Source organism: Streptomyces sp. NBC_01089, assembly GCF_045162975.1.
GTDB lineage: Bacteria > Actinomycetota > Actinomycetes > Streptomycetales > Streptomycetaceae > Streptomyces.
Genome location: NZ_CP108660.1, coordinates 7,346,775 through 7,365,201, shown reverse-complemented (window position 1 = coordinate 7,365,201; position 18,427 = coordinate 7,346,775). Strand labels below are relative to the sequence as shown.

General features: G+C 71.1%; 19 protein-coding genes. 8 read left to right on the top strand and 11 right to left on the bottom strand.

Features of this window, described 5'->3' with window-relative positions; all coding sequences use genetic code 11:
- Positions 1-4 precede the first annotated feature (4 nt).
- The 6 genes from OG510_RS33100 to OG510_RS33075 form a co-directional block, all read right to left on the bottom strand.
- Positions 5-1,348, bottom strand: coding sequence for a M24 family metallopeptidase (locus tag OG510_RS33100; protein ID WP_406141651.1), 1,344 nt, complete (start codon positions 1,346-1,348; stop codon positions 5-7).
- Positions 1,349-1,420: 72 nt separating this feature from the next.
- Positions 1,421-2,425: a transketolase family protein gene (locus OG510_RS33095; RefSeq protein ID WP_406141649.1), complete on the bottom strand. Its 1,005-nt coding sequence runs from the start codon at positions 2,423-2,425 to the stop codon at positions 1,421-1,423.
- Entirely contained in the window at positions 2,418-3,353 is a 936-nt protein-coding gene (locus OG510_RS33090) for a 1-deoxy-D-xylulose-5-phosphate synthase N-terminal domain-containing protein (protein WP_406141648.1), read from the bottom strand. The genes OG510_RS33095 and OG510_RS33090 overlap by 8 nt, the downstream gene beginning before the upstream one ends.
- On the bottom strand, positions 3,350-4,102 hold the full coding sequence (locus tag OG510_RS33085; protein WP_406141647.1) for an enoyl-CoA hydratase/isomerase family protein: 753 nt from the start codon (positions 4,100-4,102) through the stop codon (positions 3,350-3,352). Before OG510_RS33085 ends, OG510_RS33090 begins: the two co-directional genes overlap by 4 nt.
- Positions 4,099-4,662 carry a flavin reductase family protein gene (locus OG510_RS33080; protein ID WP_406141645.1) on the bottom strand — a complete coding sequence of 188 codons (564 nt, stop codon included), beginning with the start codon at positions 4,660-4,662 and terminating at the stop codon, positions 4,099-4,101. Before OG510_RS33080 ends, OG510_RS33085 begins: the two co-directional genes overlap by 4 nt.
- Positions 4,663-4,686: 24 nt before the next feature.
- Positions 4,687-5,964: an acyl-CoA dehydrogenase family protein gene (locus tag OG510_RS33075; RefSeq protein ID WP_406141643.1), complete on the bottom strand. Its 1,278-nt coding sequence runs from the start codon at positions 5,962-5,964 to the stop codon at positions 4,687-4,689.
- A 300-nt stretch (positions 5,965-6,264) separates the two neighbouring features.
- Between OG510_RS33075 and OG510_RS33070 the strand changes: the two genes are divergently transcribed.
- Together OG510_RS33070 and OG510_RS33065 are read left to right on the top strand one after the other, a co-directional pair.
- Positions 6,265-7,560 carry a PucR family transcriptional regulator gene (locus OG510_RS33070; protein ID WP_406141642.1) on the top strand — a complete coding sequence of 432 codons (1,296 nt, stop codon included), beginning with the start codon at positions 6,265-6,267 and terminating at the stop codon, positions 7,558-7,560.
- Positions 7,561-7,825: 265 nt separating this feature from the next.
- Complete coding sequence (locus tag OG510_RS33065; protein ID WP_406141641.1) at positions 7,826-9,106, top strand: YeeE/YedE family protein; 1,281 nt, start codon at positions 7,826-7,828, stop codon at positions 9,104-9,106.
- 158 nt (positions 9,107-9,264) lie between these two features.
- Here the strand turns inward: OG510_RS33065 and OG510_RS33060 are convergent, their stop codons facing one another.
- Both OG510_RS33060 and OG510_RS33055 read right to left on the bottom strand, forming a co-directional pair.
- Entirely contained in the window at positions 9,265-9,714 is a 450-nt protein-coding gene (locus OG510_RS33060) for a spore-associated protein (protein WP_406141640.1), read from the bottom strand.
- 107 nt (positions 9,715-9,821) lie between these two features.
- A complete protein-coding gene (locus OG510_RS33055; protein WP_406141639.1) occupies positions 9,822-10,400 on the bottom strand; it encodes a TetR family transcriptional regulator in 579 nt (192 codons plus the stop codon).
- A gap of 107 nt (positions 10,401-10,507) precedes the next feature.
- Here OG510_RS33055 and OG510_RS33050 point away from each other — a divergent pair, with 107 nt between their 5' ends.
- Both OG510_RS33050 and OG510_RS33045 read left to right on the top strand, forming a co-directional pair.
- Complete coding sequence (locus OG510_RS33050; RefSeq protein WP_406141638.1) at positions 10,508-11,998, top strand: FAD-dependent oxidoreductase; 1,491 nt, start codon at positions 10,508-10,510, stop codon at positions 11,996-11,998.
- 275 nt (positions 11,999-12,273) lie between these two features.
- Positions 12,274-13,224, top strand: coding sequence for a hypothetical protein (locus OG510_RS33045; RefSeq protein WP_406141636.1), 951 nt, complete (start codon positions 12,274-12,276; stop codon positions 13,222-13,224).
- Positions 13,225-13,391: 167 nt separating this feature from the next.
- On the opposite strand, the gene OG510_RS33040 is transcribed toward OG510_RS33045, so the two are convergent.
- Complete coding sequence (locus tag OG510_RS33040; protein ID WP_406141634.1) at positions 13,392-14,387, bottom strand: aldo/keto reductase; 996 nt, start codon at positions 14,385-14,387, stop codon at positions 13,392-13,394.
- Between the two features lie 126 nt (positions 14,388-14,513).
- Between OG510_RS33040 and OG510_RS33035 the strand changes: the two genes are divergently transcribed.
- A complete protein-coding gene (locus OG510_RS33035) occupies positions 14,514-15,383 on the top strand; it encodes a helix-turn-helix transcriptional regulator (RefSeq protein ID WP_406141633.1) in 870 nt (289 codons plus the stop codon).
- A 251-nt stretch (positions 15,384-15,634) separates the two neighbouring features.
- On the opposite strand, the gene OG510_RS33030 is transcribed toward OG510_RS33035, so the two are convergent.
- On the bottom strand, positions 15,635-16,207 hold the full coding sequence (locus tag OG510_RS33030) for a dienelactone hydrolase family protein (protein WP_406142681.1): 573 nt from the start codon (positions 16,205-16,207) through the stop codon (positions 15,635-15,637).
- A gap of 276 nt (positions 16,208-16,483) precedes the next feature.
- Between OG510_RS33030 and OG510_RS33025 the strand changes: the two genes are divergently transcribed.
- The 3 genes from OG510_RS33025 (at position 16,484) to OG510_RS33015 (ending at position 17,512) form a co-directional block, all read left to right on the top strand.
- Positions 16,484-16,996: a hypothetical protein gene (locus OG510_RS33025; RefSeq protein ID WP_406141631.1), complete on the top strand. Its 513-nt coding sequence runs from the start codon at positions 16,484-16,486 to the stop codon at positions 16,994-16,996.
- Positions 16,997-17,097: 101 nt separating this feature from the next.
- Complete coding sequence (locus OG510_RS33020; RefSeq protein WP_164267675.1) at positions 17,098-17,253, top strand: hypothetical protein; 156 nt, start codon at positions 17,098-17,100, stop codon at positions 17,251-17,253.
- Between the two features lie 19 nt (positions 17,254-17,272).
- Entirely contained in the window at positions 17,273-17,512 is a 240-nt protein-coding gene (locus tag OG510_RS33015) for a hypothetical protein (RefSeq protein ID WP_406141629.1), read from the top strand.
- Between the two features lie 24 nt (positions 17,513-17,536).
- Here the strand turns inward: OG510_RS33015 and OG510_RS33010 are convergent, their stop codons facing one another.
- A complete protein-coding gene (locus OG510_RS33010) occupies positions 17,537-18,235 on the bottom strand; it encodes an alpha/beta hydrolase (RefSeq protein WP_406141627.1) in 699 nt (232 codons plus the stop codon).
- Positions 18,236-18,427: the final 192 nt, after the last annotated feature.

Here is an 18,427-nt window from a genome sequence, read left to right as displayed (position 1 = left end):
CCGGCTACTCCGTTCCGTCGGTGTCGCCGCTCCGGCCCGCGTACGACGCGGCGCCCCGGCCCGCCCTGTCCGCACGGTCGACCGCGAAGGAGAAGCCGTTCCAGTAGCGCGTGCCCGCCACCAGGAGTTCGTCGGCCGGGAAGCGGGTGATGACCCTCGGGCCGTCCGCGGTGACCACGACCTCCTCCTCGATGCGGGCCGCCGACGAGCCGTCCTTCGTCGGCCAGTAGGTCTCCAGCGCGAACACCATGCCCTCCTCGACCGGCACCGGGTGCTCCAGCGAGTGGTAGCGGCTGATCAGCGGCTGCTCCCAGACCGAGAGACCGATGCCGTGGCAGTACTGGAGGCCGAACGCCTCCTCCTCGCTCGCGTAGCCGAGGTCCGCCGCGCTCGGCAGCGCACGCGCCACATCGGCGGTGGTGGCACCCGGGCGCACCGCGCTGATGGCCTGGTCGATGGCGTCACGGGCGCGCTGGTAGGCGTCGCGCTGCCGGGCGTTGGAACTTCCCACGTTGAGCGTGCGGTAGTAGCAGGTCCGGTAGCCGTTGAAGGAGTGGATGATGTCGAAGTAGGCGGTGTCCCCGGGGCGGGTGATCCGGTCGCTGAACACATGCGGGTGGGGGCTGCACCGCTCACCGGAGATCGCGTTGACGGCTTCGACCTCCTCCGAACCCAGCTCGTAGAGAACCTTGTTGACCAGGGCGACGCAGTCGTTCTCCCGCATGCCGACATGCAGGGACCGGTAGAGCTCGTCGTAGGCGGCGTCGACCATCGCGGCGGAGTGGTCGAGCAGCGCGATCTCGTCGACGGTCTTGATCCGGCGGGCCTGCTGCATCAGCTCCTGGCCGTTGACGACGTGCAGGCCCTCACGCTCCAGGGCGCGCAGCACGGGGATCTCGACGACGTCGATGCCGACCGGCTCGTCGTGCAGGCCGTTCTCACGCAGCAGATCGGCGATCCGCTTGGCGTTGCCCGCCTCGACGCCCACGTCCTCGGGGATGGAGCCCCGCCAACTGGAGATCCCCGCACGCCAGTTGTCGGCGGGAAGCCAGCTCGCGTGCGTCTTGTGCTGCCGGGCGGCCGAGCCGATGTCCCACAGGATCGGGCTGTGGCCGCGCATCAGCAGCACACAGCGGAAGAGCTTGTCACGGGCCCAGTTCCCGATGTGGGTGGCGGTCGTGTAGCGGATGTTGTTCATGTCGAACAGCACCAGGGCGCCCAGGTCGGAGGTCTCCAGTGCCCGCATCGCGCGGGCCAGGCGCTCGCTGCGGAGCCGGTCGAAGTTGACCCGTTCCTCCCAGTCGACGCCGAGGACGGCTCCGGGTGAGGCAATGCTGTGGGACGGCATGGTCGATGACTCCTCTTCGGATCCGGGCGGAACCCGGACGGTTCTTCGCTGCGCGAGGGGACGGTGGGTGGGTCAGACGGGTGCGTACTCGCCCTGCTCCGCCCGGTACTCCGGTGCGCGCGGGCCCGCCGAGCGCCGGCCGAGGAGCGACCAGGCGGTGTCGACGATGTGCTGGGTGGACAGGCCGTACTTCTCGAAGAGGTAGGGGCCGGACTTCGAGCCCTCGGCGAAGGTGTCCTGGATGCCCACCCGCCGCAGCGGCACGCCGGCCCCCGACTCGGCCAGGGCTTCGGCCACGGCCGAGCCGAGGCCGCCGATGACGGTGTGGTTCTCGACGGTGACCACCGCTCGGGCGGATCCGACGGAGCGCAGGATTCCGGCCCGGTCGAGCGGCTTGATGACGGGTACGTTCACCACGCCGGCCGCCACCCCGGCCGCGGCCAGTACGTCCGCCGCCCGCAGGGTCGCGGGCAGCATCATGCCGCTGGTGACCAGGACGACGTCCCCGCCGGGGACGACGTGCTGTGCGGCGGTGAGCGAGAACTGGTGCTCCTCGTCGAAGACGACCGGTATCTCGCCGCGCTTCAGCCGCAGATAGACCGGTCCCGGGTGGTCCACGATCGCCGGGATCACCTGAGCGATCTCGACCGCGTCGGCGACGTCGACGACCGTCATGTTGGGCAGCGCCCGCATGATCGCGACGTCCTCGATCGCCTGGTGGCTGGGGCCACCCGGGGTGGAGAGCCCCGGCATGAAACCGATGATGCGGACCGGCAGGTTCGGGTAGGCGATCGCGTTGACCACCTGGTCGTACGGGCGGCGCGTCGCGAACACACCGAAGGTGTGCACGAACGGGATCAGTCCTTCCCTGGCGAGTGCCCCGGCCATCGACATCATGTTGGCCTCGGCCATCCCCGCGTGGATGAACCGGTCAGGGAACGCCTCCTGGAACAGATCGACCTCGCACTGGCGGGTCAGGTCGCCGGAGAGGCAGACGACGTCGGGGCGGTTCCGGGCCAGTTCGACCAGGGCGCGGCCGTAGGGCTTCAGTACGGTCGGGTAGGGGGCCTCACGCATGGTCGTCCGCCAATTCGCCGAGAGCGAGCTCGGCCAGCTCGGCCGGCATCTTGATGAAGTGGCCGTCCGCTTCGGGTGGCAGGCAGGACAGGCCGTGGGTGGTGGAGGTCCGGGCGATCACCACGCTCGGGCGGGGGTCCGCCACCGCCTTCGCCAGGGCGTGCAGCAGCCGCACCGGGTCATGGCCGTCGACGTCCTCGGCGTACCACCCGAAGGAGCGCCACTTCTCCGCCAGTGGTTCGACGGTGGTGAGGGAGCTGACCGGCCCGTCCACCTGGGAGTCGTTGGCGTCGAGCAGGACGACGAGGTCGCCGAGCCGGTGGTGGGCCGCGTACAGCGCCGCTTCCCAGGTCTGGCCCTCCTCCACTTCGCCGTCGCTGACCAGGACGAAGGTGCGCCGGGTTCCCTCCACTCCCCTGAGCCGGTCGGCGAGGGCGAATCCGGCGCCGCCGGACAGCCCCTGGGCGAGGGAGCCACAGGTCAGGTCGGTACCCGGGGAGCGCTCGGTCCCGATGGCCTCGATCTCCGAGCCGTCCTGCCCGTACCGTGCCAGCTCCGCGTCGGGCAGGATGCCCGCCTCGGCGGCGGCCGCGTACGCCGTGATGATGTAGTGGCCCGGCGAGCAGACGAAACGGTCGGTACCCGGCCGGAAGAAACCGGTGTGCAGCGTGGCGATCGTCTCGGCAGCGGACAGGGCCTGCCCGAGGTAGCCGAAGCCGTGCGGGGCGATCATCCGCACCGCGCGCAGCCGGATCCGGCGGGCGAGGCGCTCGATCTGCCCGACCGTATCCGCCGTCCACGCGGACGTGGTCTCAGTGGGCGTCTCCTCCGCGGGCGTCTCCTGTGTGGGCGTATCCGCCGGAGCCTCCGCGGGCTTCGTGACGCTGTGAGCGGTGCGGCCTGCTGTCCGGTGAGCGGTGCTGGTCATGTGCCGTCCTTACTGCTGAGCATCGCGACGAATCCGTCGTACGCGGCGTCGAGGTCGGCCTCGTAACCGGCCGACAGGCTCAGGGACTTGAGGGCACGGCGCCCGGTCCCGGCGAGCGCTCCGGCGCGGGCCATGAGATCCGCGTACTCGGTGGTGCGGCGGTCGACGTCCGCGGCGGCCACCAGGTCCGCGATGACGCCGAGGTCGAGGAGCCGGCCCGCGTCGAAGGGGACTCCGGTCACCACGTTCAGGAGCGCCACCTTGCGCGGCAGCGTGTGCAGAACGGGGACCTGAGCGATCATCGGCCAGGTTCCGCCGGCCACTTCGACCGTTCCCAGGCGGGTGCCGTCCGCCGCCACCGTGACATCGGCGAGCAGCGCCACGGAGAACCCGGAGGCGAGGGCGTCGCCCCGTACCGCGGCGATCACCGGCTTCCGCAGGGCGGGCACCAGTTTGAGGAGGCGGATCACCTCGGCCGCGAATCCGGTCGATGTGCCTGTCCTGTGCAGCTTCGCGAGATCGGCGCCGCCGCAGAACGCGGTGGGCGATCCCGCGAGTACGACGACCGCGCAGGCGGGATCCGCTTCGGCGTCGAGCAGGGCCTCATTGATGGCTGCGGTGAGTTCGAGGTCGAGCAGGTTCGAGGTCCCGTTGTCCCACTCGATCCAGGTCGCGGTGGACCGTCGGACCGTGGTGACCCGGGGGTCGGACGCCGTCCCGGCGGTACCGGGTGCGGGTGGCGCGGTCATGAGGTGCTCCTGTCGTCGGGCCGTTCCGCCGCGTCGGCGGCTGGCGGGAGAGGTGCGAACGCGCCGTAGCCGCCCCGGAGGAACAGCAACGGCCTTCCTGGCGCCTCCACTTCGAGTCCGTTGACCCGCCCCATGACCAGGTGGTGGTCCCCCGCGTCGTCGACGCGGTCCACCTCGCAGTCGATCCAGGCGACCGCGCCGTCCAGGATCGGGGCGCCCGACGGTGCGGGCCTCCACCGCAGCCCCCTGAAGCGGTCGGGGCCGGGGCGGCTGAACGCCCCGCAGATCTCTTCCTGGTGCGCCCCGATCACGTTGACGCAGAAGCTTCCGTGCGCGCGGATGGCGGGGAAGGTGCTGGATGTCCTGGCCGGGAAGAAGGCGACCAGGGCGGGCTGGAGCGACACCGAGGTGAAGCTGCCGATGGTCATACCGACCGGCTGCCGCTCGGCGTCGAGCGCCGTGACTACGGTGACTCCGGTGGGGTAGTGCCCCAGTACGTGGCGGAATTTGCGGGCCGACTCCACAGGGCCGGTCCCGGAGTTGACGAGTGTGGTGGTCATGCTTGTACCTCCTTGATCCGGCGGTCAGACCTGCACCGTGAGACCGCCGTCGGCGCCGAGGAGCAGCCGGCCGTAGACCTCCGCGGCGATGGCCGGTGTCGCGTGGACATGGCTGCCCGCCATTCCCACGTCCTGGAAGATCCGGCTGAGCGGGCTGGTCTCCAGGAAGCTGCCGGAACCCGCCGCTTTGAGAAGCCGGTCGACGGCTTCGTGCACCAACGTGACGACGGTCCCGGTGTCGTTGCGGACCCGGGCGCGGGCCAGCTCGTCCGGGTAGACGCCCGTGGCGGCCGATTCGTCGATGTCCCGGCAGGACCGATGGACGAGCAGCTCGGCCGCGTCGATCTTCGAGAGGGCCTCGGCGACGGCGGTCTGGTGCACCGGCGAGTCCCTGGCCCGGGTGTAGACGCTTCCGACCACGCCCTTGGAGCGCAGCCGTTCGACCGCGAGGTCGAGTGCCGCCCTGCCGAGGCCCACCTGGATCGCGCCGAAGATGACCGTTCCGGTGGGCAGGAACGGGGCCCGGGACCGTACGTCGGTGTCCCGCAGTTCGGTGGCGTAGTCACCGGCGACCAGGTCGTCGAAGTACTGGATGCGGTGATCGGGGACGAAGACCTCGTCGATCACGACGGTGTCGCTTCCGGTGCCCCGCATGCCGACCGGGAACCAGGAGCGCTCGATGCTCCACTGCCCGGGGTGGAAGAGCCCGACGGCCGCGCGGGACGAGCCGTCGTCCTGGGGGACCAGGAAGCCCGTGATGGCGTGTGTCGCCGCGAAGGAGCCCGAGGCGTAGGGCCAGCGGCCCGAGACCAGGCAGCCGCCGTCGGCCTTCCTGGCGGTCGACGACGGTGCGAGGATCGCGCAGCACCGGGCGTCGGGGGTGTCGCCCCAGATCTCGTCCTGGACGCGGACCGGCCAGGTGGTGGCGAACCAGTTGCCGATGTTGAGCAGCATCGCCGTCCAGGCCGTCGAACCGTCACCGCGCGCCAGCCCGGCGAGGACGTCGACCAGGGTGCGGGAGTCGGCCCCATGGCCGCCGTAGCGGTGCGGCACGGTCAGTCTCAGCAGGCCCTGTTCCTCCAGCGCCCGGATCACATCGGGGACCACCCGGCCTTCCCGGGATCCCTCTTCGGCACGTTCACGGATCAGCGGCCGCAGGGCGGCGGCCCGTGCGACGAGGCCCGAATCCGGCTCGATGGCGTTGTCGGGCTCGGTGGCGGTGTCCGTGGCGGTGCCGGTGTCGGTGGGTGAGCCCGTCGCGCGGGTGGGCACCGGCTCATTGCTCAGGGTGGGGACTTTCATCTGGAACTCCGATACGGGGAAGGAGCTGCGGCCCGGAATCTCTGTTGCCTGGAGTTTGCGACGGGGTGAACAGGGGCGGCCATGGGCTGCGCGGCCAAGGCCGTACGGGGGTTTGTGCACCGTGCCGCGCACCATCCGTACCGGCCGCTCCGCTTGGGCGCGCAGCACAAACACGTCTCCGCTGTGAGGCACTTCGCACAGACGCGTGACCGCGCTGGTGACCCCGGCGGGAGAGTGAGTCACAGTGTCCGGAGACCCCCAGCGCACGGGACGGGGTGGCAGAGACAGGTGGCAGCGGAGATGGACCACACGTGGGTGAGGGAGCTCTCGGCCGGGAGTCCCGAGGACGGTGTCACGTCGCTCGGGACCCGGCACCGGGCGTCAGCCGTGATCGGTGAGAGCGCGACGGCGTGGGCGGTCACCGCCGGGCGCCGGATGGCCGACTACATCCTCGAAACCCTGGTGGACTGGCCCGGCGACCACTCCGACGGGGAGGCCGAGGCGCTGCGCCGGGCCACCGAGGCCAGCACACTCGACACCCTCACCGCTCTGGTCGCGGGCGACCGGAACGTGCTGGCGCAGTCGGCCGAACCCCTGCAGAACGTCTCCTACTACGTACGGCACGGCATCCCGCTCGACGAGGTGGTCCGCAATGTGCACGCCGGCCAGGAGTTCCTCACCCAGGAACTGCTCGGCTGCGTCGAGGCCCTCGTCCCCGCGGAGTCCCGGATGCGGGTGGTCCAGGAGATGACCCGGGTGGTCATCGAGTCCTGGTCGCTGTTCGCCAGGAACATCTCCGTCCAGTACGCGGACGAGTACGAACGCTGGTCCAGGAGCCGCGACGGCGTCACCGCGCGGCTGATCCGCAGCATCATCAACGGTGTCCGGGTCGACCCCGCGGAGGCGGCACGCGAGCTGGAACACGAGCTGGACCAGAGCCATGCCGGACTCGTGCTGTGGCTGGCCGGGGTGGACGTCGACAGCGCCCGCGCCTTCGACTTCGGTGCGGTCGCGCGGGAGATCGCCGCCGTGTCGCTGAGCGGGCAGCACCCCCTGGTCGTCATGCGCGGGTTCTCGCAGGCCGATGTGTGGCTCGGCTCCCCCGATGCGGCCGTCGCCGGGCGGCTGCGGGACCACGGGGCATGGCCGTCCCCGCTGCGTATCGCGGTCGGCAGGCCGGGCAGCGGACTGTCCGGTTTCCGGTCGACACACCAGGAGGCCAAGGCGGCCCAGCATGTGGCCCGGCTCTCCCGTACCAGGAACGCGGTCACCGCGTACGAAGATGTCCGGCTCGTCTCACTGCTGGCCGCGGATACCGAACGCGCCGGGGCCTTCGTCCGGTCGGTCCTCGGGCCGCTGAACGCGCAGGACGAGCGGACCGTCGAACTGCGGAGGACCCTGGCGGCCCACATCGACGCCAACGGAAGCATCGCGCTCACCTCCCGGGCGCTCCACACGCACCGCAACACGGTGACCTACCGCCTGCGCCAGATCGACCAACTGCTGGGCGAGAACCGCAACAACACCGAACTGCGCTGCGCTCTCGAACTGGCGGCGTGTCTGCCCTCCGCGGTGCTCGCTCCGCCTCACCCCTGAACCTGGTGCGGCGTCCGCGGCCCGGCCCCACCAGCCCGTCTCACTCCGCGGACCGCGTCTCACGAAATGGAACGCGGTGTTCCCTTACGCTCGGCGCCGCATAAGGTGGGCCGCATGTTCGGACCCGCTCGCCGACTGGCGCTCGCACTCTTCGCGGCAACGCCGTGGAGTGTCGACGACGCGCTCTGTCGCCGCTGACGTACCACCGGGCCTCCTCCTGCGGCCCGTACGCCGGTCCGCCTTCCCTCCAGTCCCGGAGAACCCCTTGACTACCGCTCCTCCTGCCGGGGCGCCGCCCCGAGCTGCCTTGCTCGCTCCGCTTCCGACGTCCGTACCGGCCCCCGAGGCCGAGCCCGCCCCCCGGGTACGGCGGACACCGCTCGCCGTCGCCGCCGTGATCGGCGCGGCGCTCAGTGCCTATGTGTTCGCGGCGCACGGGGCGAAGCCGGGCGTCCTGCTCCTGCTCGGTATCGGTCTCGGCTTCGCGCTCTTCCACTCGCGGTTCGGCTTCACCTCGGCCTGGCGCCAGCTGGTCGCCGTCGGCAACGGCGCCGGGCTCCGCGCCCACACCCTGCTGCTCGGCGTGACAGCGACCCTCTTCGCGCTGGTCATCGGTACCGGTACCGGACTGTTCGGTTCGGCGCCCGCGCCGAGCGCGGGACCTCTCGGCGTCGGTCTGCTCGTCGGGGCGTTCCTGTTCGCCATCGGCATGCAGCTCGGCGGCGCGTGCGCCTCGGGGACGCTCTTCGCCGTCGGCTCCGGCCAGAGCGCGATCGTCCTCACCCTCTTCGGTTTCATCGTCGGATCGACGCTGGCCGCTTGGCAGTTCGGGCTGTGGAGCGATCTGCCGGCTCTCGACCCGTACGTGCTCTCCGACCATGTGGGCTGGTTCGGCTCCTGGGCCGTGACCATCGCGGTGCTCGCCGTCATCTGGCTGATCAGCCGCACCGTCCAGAAGCGCCGTAACCCGCCGCCGGTCGGGGCGCCGCCGTCCGCGCGCGGCACTCTGGCCCGTACGGTGCGCGGCTCCTGGCCGCTCGCCGCGGGTGCCGTGGTGCTCGCACTGCTGGGCGCGGGGGTGCTGATGGTGTCGGGGGGCGCCTGGGGCATCACCAGCGCTTTCGCCCTGTGGGGGTCCAAGGCGGTGGAGGCCGTCGGCGGCTCTCCGGCGCACTGGGCCTTCTGGCAGCAGCCGGGAAGTGCGGCCCAGCTGTCCGGCCCCGTACTCACCGACAAGACCAGCCTCACGGACATCGGCATCATGATCGGCGCCGCGGTGGCCGCGGCCGCCGGCGGGGTCTGGAAGCTCCACCGCGCCATCCCGGCCCGCACGGCTCTCGCCGCGGTGCTCGGCGGCATCCTGATGGGCGTCGGTGCCCGGATGGCCGGCGGCTGCAACATCGGCGCCTACCTCGCGGGCATCGCGTCCGGTTCGCTGCACGGGTGGGTCTGGGGTGCGGTCGCCATCCTCGGCACGTGGGCGGGTCTGCGGCTGCGCCCGCTGTTCGGCCTCGGCAACCCGAAGCCGACGGACAGCGTCTGCTGACGCCGCCCCACCGCACAAGCCCACAGGCGGCCGGGCTCCGTCTCCACGGGCCCGGCCGCCCGGCCGCCTGTCACGAGTGGCGTGTGTGCGGGTTGCACTGCTTGTGTCGCTTGTACGGTCGCCGGGCTGCGGTGCGTGATGCGCCCGGCGACCCCGGCTCAGCGGATACCGGTGACCCGGTGCTCCTTGAGCGCGGCGCAGTTGGAGTTGTCCACCGAGACGTAGACGTTGGCGATGGTGCCGCCCCAGCTCACGCAGTGGCCCTTGCCGTAGACGTAGGCCGGCCCCGCGTAGGAGGTGTAGTTGCCGTCGTCCCCGGCCGAAGTGCCGGTGTCCGGGACGTAGATGAACGTGGACACGTACGTGGCCTTGCCCGGGTTGGTCCTGATGGTCGCGACGCAGTTCTTGCCGTTCGAGGAGTCGTACGTGAGGTAGACGGTCCCCAGCGAGCCGATGGGCGCCGAGTTCACGGTCTTGTAGGCACTGCCGCAGACGCCCTGCGGTGTGACATTGGGTGCGGCGGAGGCGGTCGTACCGAGCGCGGTGGTAGCGCCCACCGCCAGAGCGGTCAGCGCCCCGGCGGCCACGATATTGCGCGTGATCCCCATATTTCCCCCTTGCGTGTACGAGAGTGGTTTTGCTCCCACCTGATGTGACCCTCGAACCACGCGGATAGTTGTACCGGGTTCGCGATGAGGCGCTCTCCGGCCCGGCGTCAGGGGTGCTCGGACGTCAGATAGCGCTGGACCGTCGGGGCGAGCCAGGCGACGATCTCGTCGCGGGACATCGCGACCGCCGGCTCGATGCGCAGCACATACCGGGTGAGCGCCATGCCCAGGATCTGCGACGCGACAAGTGCAGCGCGGCGCGGGGTGTCGGCGGGGTCGGGGCATACGCCGGCGGCCACAGGTCCGAGCTGTTCGGCGAAGACGGCCCTCATCCGCTCGGCTCCCGCCTCGTTGGTGACGCCGACCCTGAGCAGGCCGGTCAGCACCTCGTCCCGCTCCCAGCGGTCCAGGAAGTGCCCGACGAGAACCGCGCCGATGTGCCGCCCGGACAGCGCACCGGGGCCGGGCAGCCGCAGATCGATGGTGGACGCCGCGGCGAACAGCCCTTCCTTGGAGCCGAAGTAGCGCATCACCATCGACGGATCGATGTGCGCGTCGCGGGCGATGGCCCTGATCGTGGCGCGTTCGTATCCGTCGGCGGCGAACCGCTCCCTGGCTGCTTCGAGGATCGCCGCCTTGGTGACGGCGGCCGACCGGCGTGGGGCGGAGGGGGCTGGAGCTGACATACCAACAAGCGTAGGCCAACAAGCGTTGACATGCCAGACCGCTCCGCTCTAACCTTGCCAACAAGCGTTGACCAACAGGCGTTGGCATGTGCGATTCGGAGGCCGCCATGACGGACACGTACAGCACCGCAGCGAACCACCCGGACACCACCGGCGTACCGGCCGATGTACTGATCGTGGGCGCGGGCCCGACCGGCCTGCTCCTGGCGGGCGACCTCGCCGCGCAGGGGCTGTCGGTCACGGTCGTCGAGCGGCGCCCGCCGGGGACGGGCAATCTGACGCGGGCCTTCGCCGTGCACGCCCGCACCCTGGAGCTGTTCGACACACGCGGCCTCGCCGACGCCCTGATCAGGACCGGCACCCGGCTGGACCGGATGCGGCTCTTCGGCCGGCTCTCGCTCGACCTCTCCCGGCTGCGGTCGCGCTTCCCGTTCCTGCTGATCACACCGCAGTACGAGGTCGAACAGCTGCTGAGGGACCGCGCGCTGAAGGCCGGAGTGAGCTTCCGGCACGGAACGGAGCTGGTCGGTCTGAGCCAGTCCCCCGCAAGCGACAGGGTCACCGCCACCGTACGCGGCGCCGACGGGGTGCGCTCCACCGTCGAGGCCCGGTATCTCGTGGGAACGGACGGGGTGCACAGCTCGGTCCGCCGGGCTCTCGGCCTGCCGTTCCCCGGCGAATCCGTGATCAAGTCCATCGTCCTGGCCGATGTGCGGCTCACCGAGACACCCCCCGCGCTGCTCACGGTGAACGGCGTGGGCGACGCCTTCGCCTTCATCGCCCCGTTCGGCGACGGCTGGTACCGCGTCATGGGCTGGAACCGCGCCCGGCACGCCGACGACAGCGAACCCGTGGAGCTGGACGAGCTGCGCGGGATCACCCGCCTCGCGCTCGGCACCGACTACGGCATGCACGACGCCCGTTGGCTGTCACGCTTCCACAGCGACGAACGCCAGGTGCCCGCCTACCGCACCGGCCGTGTCTTCCTGGCGGGCGATGCCGCCCACGTCCACTCCCCCGCGGGCGGCCAGGGCATGAACACCGGCCTCCAGGACGCGGCGAACCTCTCCTGGAAGCTCACGGCCGTCCTGCGCGGGCACTCCGCGGACCCCGAGGCGCTTCTCGACAGCTACCACGCGGAGAGGCACCCGGTCGGCGCCCAGGTGCTGCGCGCCAGCGGTGCCCTCATCCGGCTCGCCATGGCCAGGACGCCGTGGCAGCGCATACTGCGCGCGGCCCTCGTGCAGACGCTGTCCACGGTGCGGCCTGCCTCGGACAAGGTCATCGGCAGGCTCTCCGGTATCGGCATCGCGTACGGCGCCCCCCGGGGCAGCCACCGCCTCACGGGCACCCGGGCGCCCGCGCTGCGCCTCGCCGAGGGGCACCTGCCCGAGCTGTTGCGGGACGGCTCCTTCGTCCTGATCACACCGCCGGAGGTCCCCCACCGCACCGGGCCGGTTCCCCTGGTGCACGCGCACTGGACGAGCGGCCGCACCACCAGTCTGCTCGTCCGCCCCGACGGATACATCGCCTGGGCAGGTACGCGTCCCGACACCGAGACCCTGAACGGGATACTCGGCGGGCCGATGACGGCGTGAGGACCATCGCCCCGTGCCCCGTGCCCCGTGCCCCAACCAGGCGGCCCCACAAGGCCGGACAGCAGGCGTCTCCCGGGCCGGTCTTCACGACAAGCTCACATGTCGTCATCTTGGCAGGTGCTGGTCCAGGCCATAGCGTACGTGACGCATTGCGCTCGGTCATGGCTCGTTTCGAGCAGAAATCGACAAAGTGAGTGCGCGGATCGGCGTGGACCCCGCAGCCGCTTCCCTGGGGTGGTGCGGTCGCTCACCGCTGCACTCCGGACGGAGGCACCATGCTCACAAGATTCCGGATCGCCGCCCTGGCCGCCGCGGCCTCACTCGGTGCGGCGGCCCTGTCCGTGCCCGCGTCGGCGCACACTCCCCCGGCGACGGTCCTCACCCCGTACGGCCGCGTACCCCGGTCCGATGTCGTGCAGGTCGACAACCACCAGGCGCTCCAAGTCGTCAACGGCCAGGTGGAGAAGGTGGATCTGCGCAGCCATGCCGTCGTCGCCCGCCTCGGAGCAGCGGCCTCGGGTCCGGCGTCGGCCGACCCGTTCCGCCACGCAGCGAGCCTGCGCGCACAGGCAGGCATCACGCAGTCAGGCACACCGCAGGCCGGCGCCGCGCCGAGCGCGAGCGCGAGCGCCACCGATCTCGGGGGCAACTGCCCGGCAGACTGGGGCCCGACCAACATCCAGTCGTTCAAGACCACTTGGACGGTGCCGCCGAAGCCGTCCGACTCGACGAGCACGACGACGTTCTTCATCTGGAACGGGCTGGCCGGAGGTGCGCTGCAGCCGGTGCTCCAGTGGGGCAACGGCACGGCGGCCTACCAGATCGCCAACTGGTACTACGTCGGCGGCAAGTACGCCCACGGCACCTATCTGAGCGTCTCGCCCGGCACCTCCCTGACCGGCCGGATCGACTTCGTCTCCCAGAGCAACGGCACCTACACCTACAAGGAGTCGTTCGCCGGATACCCCTCCGCCGACGTCACCGTGAACCGGACCAGCGCGGCCGACGGCGTCATCGAGTGCTTCGAGCCGTACACCGACGGGGACGCGACGAAGAACCCGGATGCGCCTGATGTGGCGATGAAGAACATCAGCCTGACCGGCCGGCCTGGACACACCGCACCGCCCACCATCGCCTGGACCGGCAACAGTTCGGCGGCGAGCACCAAGGTCGTCGACTCCAGCAGCTCCAACGGCGAAGTGGACCTCTACTTCAACGGCGTGTAGGCGCACCGCCGAAGCCGGGACGTACGGTCCGCTGCGCCGGTCTGCGCAGCGGACCTGCCGGAGAGCCGGAGAACGGGCGAGCCGGAGAACAGGGCTCAGTCGCTCGCTGGCTCAGTGACTCGCTGGCTCAGTGACTCGCTGGCTCAGTGACTCGGTGACTCGGTAACTCAGTTCCCCACGCCGAGCACCGACATGGCCGCCGGCGGGTAGCGGTCGCCGCGCGCCGCGCCCGCCGGCACCGCCTTCTCGATCTCCGCGAGGTCCTCAGGGGAGAGGCGCAGCTCCATCGCGGGCAGCGCCTCGGCCAGCCGCTCGCGGGTACGGGCACCGACCAGCGGCACGATGTCCTCACCCTGGGCTGCGACCCAGGCGATGGCCAGCTGGGCAACGGTGCACCCCTTCGCGTCGGCGACCCGGCGCAGCGCCTCCACGAGGGTGAGGTTGTGCTCGACGTTCCCGTCGGCGAACCGGGGGCTCGCGGCACGCGCGTCACCGGGGCCCGCTGCGTGGCCGGCGGACCAGTGCCCGGAGATGAGGCCGCGGCTGAGCACCCCGTACGCGGTCAGCCCGATGCCGAGTTCGCGCAGCGCGGGGAGCACGTCCGCCTCCACCGCGCGGGAGATCAGCGAGTACTCCATCTGCAGGTCGGCGACCGGGTGCACGGCATGCGCCCGGCGGATCGTCGCCGCGTCGACCTCGGAGAGGCCGAGGTGGCGTACGTACCCGGCGTCGATCATCTCCTTGACCGCGCCGACGGTCTCCTCGATCGGTACGTCGGGGTCCAGCCGGGCGGGGCGGTAGATGTCGATGTGGTCGGTGCCCAGCCGGGTCAGCGAGTAGGCCAGGAAGTTCTTCACCGCCGCGCGACGGCAGTCCTGTCCGCCGAACTCCGGGCCAGGCCCCCGCAGCATGCCGAATTTGACGCTCAGCTGGTAACTGTCCCGGTCCCGGCCGCGCAGTGCCTCGGCGAGCAGCAGCTCGTTGTGGCCCATGGCGTAGAAGTCGCCCGTGTCGATCAGCGTGACACCGGCGTCCAGCGCCGCGTGCACGGTGGCGATGCTCTCCGCGCGGTCGGCCTCTCCGTAGGCACCCGACATGCCCATCGCGCCCAGGCCCAGCGCGGATACGGCGGGGCCGGTGTTTCCCAGGGTCCGTCTCTGCATCTCGTTCTCCTTCGTGGTGGATCTGTCACCCACCTTGAGCCCGGGACGTCGGGCGCGAAAGCGGAGCGTTCATCATGGGAGCGCCGCTCCCTGGATCGGCCCGGCCCGGCGAGGGACCATGAGGGCATGCAACGCGACCAGCTCGCCGACTTTCTGCGCCTGCGCCGCGAGGCGATCCGCCCGGCCGAGGTCGGCGTCCCCGAAGGTCCCCGGCGCCGTACGCATGGCCTGCGCAGGGAGGAGGTGGCCATGCTCGCCGGGATGTCGGTGGACTATGTCGTACGTCTTGAGCAGGGCCGCAGCAGTCAGCCGTCGCCCCAGCTGCTCGGCGCGCTGGCACGGGCGCTGCGTCTGTCCGACGACGAGCGTGACCACCTGTTCCACCTGGCCGGCCACCGGCCGCCGCCCGCCGACGGGGTGGCCCGCCTGGCCAGGGCCGGCCTGGTGCGCATGCTCGACCTGCTCGGGGACACCCCGGCCATGGTGCTGTCCGACCTGGGGGAAGCGCTCGCCCAGAACCGGGCGTCCGTCCTGCTCGCGGGCGACCAGACGGGCTTCTCCGGGGACCGGCGCTACGGCGTGTACCGCTGGTTCACCGACCCGGCCGCCCGTGCCGCTGGTGTCTCCGAGGAGCAGGAGCACCACGCCCGCCGCCTCGTGGCCGACCTGCGCGCGGTCGCCGGCCGCCGGTCCGGCGACCCCACGGTCACCGGGCTCGTCGACCGGCTGCGGGCCGCGAGCCCCGACTTCGACCGGCTCTGGGCCGACCACGAGGTGGCGGTCAGGCGCGCCGACCGCAAGACGCTGCTGCACCCGCGGGTGGGCCGTCTGCTGATGGACTGCGAAACCCTGGTCACCCCCGACCAGGGCCAGCAGCTGCTGGTCCTCACCCCGGCGGACGCCGGGACACGCGAACGGCTGGAACTGCTGCGGGTCCTGGGCATCCAGGACTTCCCGACGGGTCCGACGGGTCCGACGAGCACCCCGGCACGGTGAAGCGGCCGCCTTGGGGGTGCAGGAACCGGGCGGCGGCAGGTCGTTCCAGGCAGCGGCGCCAGTTAGCGGCCTGGACCGTCCAGGCCAATTGCCTTGCATACGGGGCTACTTGGACGGCCGGGCGGATGGACCGGCGTTCGAGCGTCGTCCACTGTCTGGTGCCCGCAGGGGGCGTCCTAGTGCCGCCAGGTCGAAGTCGACGCCCTCTGCGCACAGCTGACAAAACGAGCCCAGGTGTCACGCATCAGGTCTCATGCCTGCAGAAACGCCAGTGTGCGGTCGAGCAGCAGAGCGGCCGCCTCCGGGTCGTACGACGCGAGTGTGCTGTCGGCGAAGTAGTGCTGGTCACCCGGGTAGAGGAACAACTCGGCCTGCTCGGCCGACGCGACGAGCGCCCGGGCCGCGTCGATGTCGCCCTCGCCGACGAAGACCGGGTCGGCGTCCATGCCGTGCACCTGGGCCGGAACGGCGTGCGGCCAGGCAGGGCTGAACTCCGTTACCGGGACACAGGAGTAGTACAACAGTGCCCCGCGCGCTCCGGGCCGCGTCTGGGCCAGCTTCTGTGCCGGGAGTACGCCCACGGAGAAGCCGGCGTAGACGAGGTCCGCAGGCAGGTCCTCCACGGCACGGGTACCGCGCCCGATCACCTCGCCGAACCCGATCTGCTCGATGTAGCCCATGCCCTGGTCCAGGGTGTCGAACGTCTTGCCTTCGAAGAGGTCGGGCGTGTGCACGGTGTGCCCGGCCCGGCGCAGCGTCCCTGCGAATCCGGTGACTCCGGGAGTGAGCCCCAGCGCGTGATGGAACAGCACAACGTCGGTCATCCCGGCCTCCAGCAGTGACCTGTCCAGCGAATGATCCATGAGGCTAGCGGACGGACCCGCTCCCGGTCATGGCCTCGGCGGCGCCCCGGCCCATGGTCCGTTCGGCCCCCTGCCCGCCGTTTCGTGTGGTCGATTCAGTTCTGTCGCGGTTTGCTGTGGTAGCGGGGTCGCTGTCGTGGCACGGCGTACAGGGCCAGGCCGCCCGGGTCGCGAGCGGGCAGGCGTACGGGCCGCGCCGTGGAGGAGATCGCCGCGTACGGCCGGAAAGGGCTCAGGATGCATACCGACAAGCTCGGGATCTATCTGAACGACCACCTCATGGGGGCCACCTTCGGCGTCGGAATCGCGCGGCGCATCGCCCACCAGAACCGGCACTCGGTCCGGGGCCCGGAACTGCAGCGCATCGCCGATGAGATCGCCGATGACCGCGAGGCGCTCCTCGGACTCATGGGGACACTCGGTGTGCCCGCGCGCCGCTACAAGATCTACGGGGGCTGGGCAGCCGAGAGACTGGGACGCCTGAAACCGAACGGTGCCCTGTACCGGCGCTCCGGGCTGAGCACCTTCATCGAGCTGGAGACCCTGCGCCTGGGCATCGAGGGCAAGAGCCTGATCTGGGGCACCCTGCTCGTGGTGGCCTCCCACGACACGCGTCTGGACACCTCCCGCCTCAGTGAACTTCTGGAGCGGGCCCGAAGACAGATCAGCACGCTGGAGACCATGCGCCGCTCGGCGGCCGAGGTCATCTTCGCCGACGACCTACCCGACGCCGGTGCCGGCAGCGGCTGAGACAGGTGGCCATGCGCCCGATTGAAGGAATCGAACGAGAGGTAGCCATGGACGACGGCGAGCTCGGCCTTACGGCTCAGCAGGTAGCCACACTCAATGAAATGTCCACGACTCACAGGGGGCGCCCCCTCGACGAGATCAAACCGTCGTTGTCGTCGCGGTGGCTTGCCATGGACGGCAGCCTGCTGGACGAGGAGACCCTCACCCGGTTCAGCGAGCGCATCGCCGCCGGCGGCCACTTCGACTCCACGACATGAGCCGGCCCGGGGTGAGCCCATGAGCACCGACAAACCGATCACCGTTCTGCCCGTCCGGGCCTACGGCGGTCGCGAGGTCAAGCACTTCGACACCAGCCTGGGTATCGCGCACTCACTCGACAACCTGCAGGCCCTTCTCCCCCGCTGCGGCCCCTGGGCCGACGACCGGCTGCCACGCCGCGCGGACCTCACCGCCGACGACGGGCCCTGCGAGTGGGTCGGAGAACCGGCCGATGTCTGGGACCGGGACACTCCGTGAACGCCGGTGCGGTCGGACGCGGGGTCACGCCTCGTCAGCAGTGAGGGCCAGGAGGTGCCTGGCCGTGCCGACGGGGTCGACCATCTGGTGCAGGTGCGCGCCCGGCAGATGAGCCGTCCGCCAGCCGCGCGCCCGGGCGTCGGCGGCCGTGTCGTCGTACGGAGGGCCGAACAGCAGGTAGGAACAGGGGTGGTCGTCCCACCCGTCGGGGACCGGGACGCGCTGCTCGTAGTAGGCGAGTGGCAGCCTCGGCTGCTCGGCGATGACCTTCTGCCGCATCGCCGGGTCGGAGAACAGGGGCGCGATGTCCGCCTCGTCCCACCAGTCGGTCCAGCGCGGCAGTGTGCCGTCCACCGCCATGGGGCGGAGAAACTCCAGGAGTTCGGGTGGGGCGGCGGGCGTCGGTCCCGTGCGGGCCGGCAGCGCGGCGTCGACGAAGACAGAGCCGGTCACCGGGTGGTCGAGCCCCGAGCGGACCGACGGGACGAACAGCCCCGCATTGCTGTGTGCCACCAGTGTCAGGGGCTGGTCCTTCGGGATGCCGGCGAGGTCGTCCCGGACGGCTTGAGCGATCCGGGGCCAGAACGGCGGGCCGCCCGGGCCCACCTGGAGCAGAGACGGCACACGCACCTGGTGTCCCTCGGCCGTCAGCTGTTCTGCCACCGGGTGCCAGGTGGCAGGGCCAACGGACGGGCTGTGTACGAGAACGAAGATCCGTTTCATGTGGCCATCCTGTCGCCTCACCCGGGCCGGGTGCGTCCGGCTCGGCTGACGGCGAACAGCGCCGTACCTGGAGCGGCGGCCGCTGTCCCGTCACGCACTCCTGGCGCCCCCGCCCCGTTGCGGACCAGGCGCCGCACCGGTCCCCTCCCGTAGAGCCCGCTCCACCCGCTCGGCGAGCACCTCCAGGAGGGC